This is a genomic window from Alitiscatomonas sp. (assembly GCF_037242085.1).
GTDB classification, from domain to species: domain Bacteria; phylum Bacillota; class Clostridia; order Lachnospirales; family Lachnospiraceae; genus Alitiscatomonas; species Alitiscatomonas aceti.
Genome location: NZ_JAXXBR010000022.1, coordinates 1 through 6256, shown reverse-complemented (window position 1 = coordinate 6256; position 6256 = coordinate 1). Strand labels below are relative to the sequence as shown.

At 56.8% G+C, this 6256-nt stretch carries 4 protein-coding genes; all 4 read left to right on the top strand.

From position 1 onward, the window contains the following. Positions 1-1284, top strand: a 1284-nt coding sequence (gene miaB / locus WIH05_RS00395) for a tRNA (N6-isopentenyl adenosine(37)-C2)-methylthiotransferase MiaB (RefSeq protein WP_337424810.1), incomplete at its 5' end; no start/stop codon positions are given. A gap of 29 nt (positions 1285-1313) precedes the next feature. After that, positions 1314-3950: a DNA mismatch repair protein MutS gene (gene mutS / locus WIH05_RS00390; RefSeq protein ID WP_215655516.1), complete on the top strand. Its 2637-nt coding sequence runs from the start codon at positions 1314-1316 to the stop codon at positions 3948-3950. A gap of 29 nt (positions 3951-3979) precedes the next feature. Beyond that, positions 3980-6076: a DNA mismatch repair endonuclease MutL gene (mutL, locus tag WIH05_RS00385; RefSeq protein ID WP_337424809.1), complete on the top strand. Its 2097-nt coding sequence runs from the start codon at positions 3980-3982 to the stop codon at positions 6074-6076. Next, the coding region (locus WIH05_RS00380; protein ID WP_337424808.1) for an isopentenyl transferase family protein at positions 6076-6256 on the top strand (181 nt) is incomplete at its 3' end. The genes mutL and WIH05_RS00380, both read left to right, overlap by 1 nt.

Sequence of the window (6256 nt, the reverse complement as noted above, 5' to 3'; positions counted from 1 at the left end):
TGCCAGATGAACGCCAGGGATTCGGAAAAGCTCTTAGGCATCCTGGAGGAAGCCGGCTTTGTCCAGGGAGCGGATGAAAATTCTGATTTTGTGCTTTATAATACGTGTACCGTAAGAGAAAATGCCAATCTGAAGGTTTACGGCCGTCTGGGCTATCTGGGCGGTCTGAAAAGAAAAAATCCGGATATGCTCATTGCCCTCTGCGGCTGCATGATGCAGGAGCCCCAGGTGGTGGAGAAGATAAGGAAGAGCTACCGCCATGTGGATATTATTTTCGGGACCCACAATATTTTCAGGCTGGCGGAGCTGATCTTTCGCCGCCTGACAGAAAAAAAGATGGTGGTGGACATCTGGGAGGGCACCGACGCTATCGTGGAGGACCTGCCGGTGGAGCGGAAGTATCCCTTCAAATCCGGAGTGAACATCATGTTCGGCTGCAACAATTTCTGCAGCTACTGTATCGTTCCCTATGTGCGGGGCCGGGAGCGCAGCCGGAATCCGGAGGACATCATCCACGAGATCGAAGGCCTGGTGGCAGACGGCGTGGTGGAGGTGATGCTTTTGGGGCAGAACGTCAATTCCTATGGAAAGACATTGGAGGAGCCCATCACCTTTGCGGAGCTTCTGCGGCGGGTGGAGCAGATCGACGGACTGGAGCGGATCCGGTTCATGACTTCCCATCCCAAGGATCTTTCGGATGAACTGATCGAAGTGATGAAAAATTCCAGAAAGATCTGTAAACATCTTCATCTTCCTGTCCAGTCGGGCAGCAGCCGGATCTTAAAGCAGATGAACCGGAAATATACCAAGGAGCAGTACCTGGAACTGGTGGATAAGCTTAGGGCTGCCGTGCCGGATATCTCCCTGACCACAGATATCATCGTGGGCTTCCCGGGAGAGACTGAGGAGGATTTCCAGGAGACCCTGGATGTGGTGAGACGGGTGCGCTACGACAGTGCCTTTACGTTCATTTACTCCAAACGGACCGGGACGCCGGCAGCGGCCATGGAAGACCAGGTCCCGGAGGACGTGGTGAAGGACCGGTTTGACCGGCTTTTAAAGGAGGTCCAGGACATTGCCGCCCAGGTGGTAATGCGGGATGAGGGAACGGTCCAGAAGGTGCTTGTGGAGGAAATGGATACCCATGAACCGGGCTATGTTACCGGCCGTCTTTCCAACAACACGGTGGTCCACTTCCAGGGAGACGCTTCCTTGATCGGACAGATCGTGGACGTGTCTCTGGATGAGGCCAGGGGCTTTTACTTCATGGGAACAAAGAGATAAGAGGTAAGAAAGTGGCACAATTATCACCAATGATGACCCATTACCTGGAGACGAAAAAGGAATATCCCGACTGCATCCTGTTTTACCGTCTCGGGGATTTTTACGAAATGTTCTTTGAGGACGCCAGGACCGTGTCCCGGGAGCTGGAACTGACACTGACAGGAAAAGACTGCGGCCTGGAGGAGCGGGCGCCCATGTGCGGCGTCCCCCACCATGCCGTGGAGACGTACTTAAACCGCCTGGTACAGAAGGGCTACAAGGTGGCCATTGCCGAGCAGATGGAGGATCCGAAGCAGGCGAAGGGGCTTGTGAAGCGGGAGGTCATCCGGGTGGTGACTCCTGGCACCATCTTAAGCGACCAGGCACTGGATGAAACAAAGAACAACTACCTGATGGCCGTTGTTTATACGGGAAATAACTATGGGATAGCGACGGTCGATATTACGACCGGCGATTTTTTTGTTACGGAGACAGGCTCCGAGCGGGCGCTCCTGGACGAGATCAATAAGTTTTCGCCGTCAGAGCTGATCTGCAACGAGGCCCTTTATATGTCCGGCCTCAACGTGGAGGAGCTAAGGGACAGGTATCAGATGGCGGTCTCGTCCCTGGACAGCCGGTTCTTTTCTGACGACGTCTGCCGGAAGGTACTAAAGGAGCACTTTAAGGTCTTAAGCCTGGAGGGGCTGGGCCTGGGAGATTATGAAAACGGTATGATCGCGTCCGGCTGTGTGCTCCAGTATCTTTATGAGACACAGAAAAACGATCTGTCCCAGCTTACAAAGCTCACGCCTTATACCTCCGGCCAGTTTATGATGATCGATACCTCCACACGGAGGAATCTGGAGCTGGTGGAGACGCTGCGGGAAAAGCAGAAACGGGGATCCCTTCTCTGGGTCCTGGACCGGACCAGAACGGCCATGGGAGCCAGGATGCTCAGGTCCTTTATCGAGCAGCCGCTGGTCCGGAAGGCAGAGATCGAGAAGCGCCAGGCTGCGGTGGAGGAGCTGAACATGAATTTTATCTCCAGGGAGGAGATCCGGGAATACTTAAATTCTGTCTACGATCTGGAGCGGCTCCTGGGCCGTATCAGCTATAAGACTGCCAATCCCAGGGATCTTCTGGCGTTTAAGACCTCCCTGTCCATGCTGCCGCACATCAAGCGCCTGTTAAATGAGTTTTCCTGTGACCTTTTAAAGGAGATCCATGAGGAGCTGGATCCCCTGGAGGATCTTTATGACCTGGTGGACCGGGCCATTGTGGAGGAGCCGCCCATTACGGTGCGGGAAGGCGGGATCATTAAGGACGGGTACAGCGAAGAGGCAGACCAGTACCGGAAGGCCAAGACCGAGGGGAAGGCATGGCTGGCAGAATTGGAGTCCCAGGAACGGGAAAAAACAGGGATCAAGAATCTGAAGATCAAGTTCAACAAGGTGTTCGGCTATTATTTTGAGGTGACCAATTCCTTTAAGGAGCTGGTGCCGGATTACTTCATCCGGAAGCAGACCCTGACCAACGCCGAGCGGTACACCACCGACCGGTTAAAGGAGCTGGAGGACGTGATCATGGGGGCCGAGGACCGGCTTTACACCCTGGAATATGAGCTGTTCTGCGGCGTCCGGGACCAGATCGCCGGAGAGGTGGTCCGGATCCAGGGCACTGCCAAGGCCATTGCCGGAGCCGACGTGTTCACCGCCCTGTCTGCGGTGGCCATGCGGAACAACTATGTGAAGCCGAAGATCAATGAACGGGGCGTCATCCATATCCGGAACGGCCGCCACCCAGTGGTGGAGAAGATGATGCGGGACGATCTGTTCGTGGCCAACGACACGTATCTGGATAACGGAAAGAACCGGATCTCAGTGATCACAGGCCCCAATATGGCCGGAAAATCCACCTATATGCGCCAGACGGCCCTGATCGTCCTCATGGCCCAGATCGGAAGCTTTGTGCCGGCAGATGAGGCCAATATCGGGATCTGCGACCGGATCTTCACCCGTGTGGGAGCCTCCGACGACCTGGCTTCGGGCCAGAGCACCTTTATGGTGGAGATGACGGAGGTGGCCAATATCTTAAGGAACGCCACAAAGAACAGCCTCCTGGTCCTGGACGAGATCGGCCGGGGGACCAGTACCTTTGACGGACTTTCCATCGCATGGGCGGTGATCGAGCACATCAGCAATCCCAGGCTCCTGGGAGCCAAGACACTGTTCGCCACCCACTATCACGAGCTGACCGAGCTGGAGGGCACCATAAACGGCGTGAACAACTACTGTATCGCCGTCAAGGAGCAGGGCGACGATATTGTATTCCTGCGGAAGATTGTAAAGGGCGGGGCCGATAAGAGCTACGGCATCCAGGTGGCCAAGCTGGCCGGGGTGCCGGATTCGGTGATCCAGCGGGCCAAGGAACTGGTGGAGGAGCTTTCCAGCGCCGATATCACGGCCCACGCCAGGGAGATCGCCCAGATGTCGGCGTCCTCCGTCCAGCATAAGGCCGTGGCAAAGCCCGACGAGGTGGACTTAAATCAGATGTCCATTTTTGATACAGTAAAGGACGACGATATCATAAAGGAGCTGGGGGATCTGGAGCTTTCCACCATGACCCCCATTGACGCGTTAAATACCTTATACCGGCTCCAGACCAGGCTGAAAAACCGCTGGCAGTAGGGGCCGTACCGGGAAAGGGAGGGATCTTTATGCCGATCCAGGTGCTGGATCAGAATACCATCAACCAGATCGCCGCCGGAGAGGTGGTGGAACGGCCGGCTTCTGTGGTGAAGGAGCTGATGGAAAACGCCATTGACGCAGGGGCCACGGCCATCACTGCGGAGATCCGGGAGGGAGGAATCGGCTTTATCCGCATCACCGATAATGGCTGCGGGATAAAACGTGAGGAGCTTCCGCTGGCATTCCTCCGCCATTCCACCAGCAAGATCCGGTCGGCAGAGGATCTTCTGACGGTCTCCTCCCTGGGGTTCAGGGGCGAGGCCTTATCCAGCATTGCCGCTGTTTCCCAGGTGGAGCTGATCACGAAGACGGGAGACAGCCTGACCGGCTGCCGGTACCAGATCGAGGGAGGGCAGGAAAAGAGCCTGGAGGAGGTGGGAGCGCCCGACGGCACCACGTTTATTTCCCGGAACCTGTTCTTCAATACCCCGGCCCGGCGGAAGTTCTTAAAGACCGCGGCCACGGAGGGAGCCCATGTGGCGGATCTGGTGGAAAAGATCGCCCTGTCCCATCCGGAGATCTCCATCCGTCTGATCGTCAATAACCAGAATAAGCTCCATACCTCGGGGAACCATAACCTGAAGGATATTATTTACACCATTTACGGCCGGGAGATCACGGCGGAGCTTCTGCCGGTCTCCGTGGAAACGGAGATGTTCCAGGTGTCTGGGTTCATCGGGAAGCCTTCCATCGCCCGGGGCAACCGGAATTTTGAGAATTATTTCATCAATGGCCGGTACATAAAAAGCGGCCTCATCGCCAAGGCCATTGAGGACGGCTATAAGAGCTATATGATGCAGCATAAATATCCCTTTACCATGCTGCACTTTACGGTGGAGCCGGAATACATCGATGTCAACGTCCATCCTTCCAAGATGGAGCTCCGGTTCAAGGACGGGGAGTTTTTGTATAAGACCGTCTGCCAGATGATCCAGGGGGCCTTGTCCGGCCGGGAGCTGATCCCCCAGGTGGAGATCACAGGAAGGGATGAGGAGAAGAAGGAGATAGGGAGATCCGGAGCCGGGAGTGAGGCTTCCGGGAAAGAGACCTCCCATCGGGCTCCGGAGCCCTTTGAGAAAAAAAGGATGGCCGCCATGGGGGTCCTGGAGGAACGGTCTCCCTATGGGGACTGGAGAGCCGGGACTGGAAGCCGGACAGCGATGCCGTCCGTGGGCTCCGGCCCCGCCCCGGCACGGTCCGGGCGGCCAGAGGGAAAGCCCACGGGCTTTTCGGAACAGCCAGTCCGGCAAACGGAGCCGTCTGTCCGGGCCGAGGGGCCGCAGAGCCGCGGGACAGAGCAGCCGGTCCAGCCGGCGGAGGTGCCGTCCCGCCCAATGGAGCAGCCAGTCCGGCCAGCGGAGGAACCGTCCCGCCAGGCAGAGCCGTCAGCCCGGCAGCTTAAGCCGGAGGTCCATCGTACAGAACCTCCGTCCCAGGCCCCAGAGCAGATGGAGATGTTCGACGGCCGCCTGCTTTCAGAAAAGGCCAGGAGCCGCCACCGGCTCATCGGACAGGTGTTCGACACCTACTGGCTGGTGGAATATAACGGGAGCCTGTACATCATCGACCAGCACGCCGCCCATGAAAAGGTGCTGTTTGAAAAGACGTTCCAGTCCTTAAAGTCCAGGGAATATACCTCCCAGTTCATCAGCCCTCCCATTATCCTGACCCTTTCCATGCAGGAGGAGGAGCTATTAAAGAAGCACATGGACGTCTTTACCAGGGTGGGCTTTGAGATCGAGCCCTTCGGCGGGAACGAGTATGCCGTCCGGGCTGTGCCGGACAACCTGTTTTCCCTGGCCAAAAAGGAGCTTCTGATGGAAATGCTGGACGGACTTTCCGAGGACAGCGGGGCCGCAGGGCCGGAGGCCGTTTACGACCGGATCGCCTCCATGTCCTGTAAGGCGGCGGTCAAGGGAAACAACCGCCTTTCAGAACAGGAAGCGGACAGGCTCATCGACGAGCTGCTGGGCCTGGAAAATCCCTATGCCTGTCCCCACGGACGGCCCACCATCATTTCCATCAGCAAATATGAAATGGAAAAGAAATTTAAGAGGATCGTGTGATGAAACAGCCTTTAATCATACTGACAGGGCCCACGGCGTCGGGAAAGACGGCGCTTTCTGTGGCCCTGGCCAAACGCATCGGCGGTGAGATCATCAGCGCCGATTCCATGCAGGTCTACCGCCATATGGACGTGGGCTCTGCCAAGGTGACGAAAGAGGAGATGGACGGGATCCCCCACT

Coding starts and splice junctions, on each gene's coding strand:
- mutS (WP_215655516.1), top strand. CDS start 1,314: ATGATGACCCATTACCTGGAGACGAAAAAGGAATATCCCGACTGCATC.
- mutL (WP_337424809.1), top strand. CDS start 3,980: ATGCCGATCCAGGTGCTGGATCAGAATACCATCAACCAGATCGCCGCC.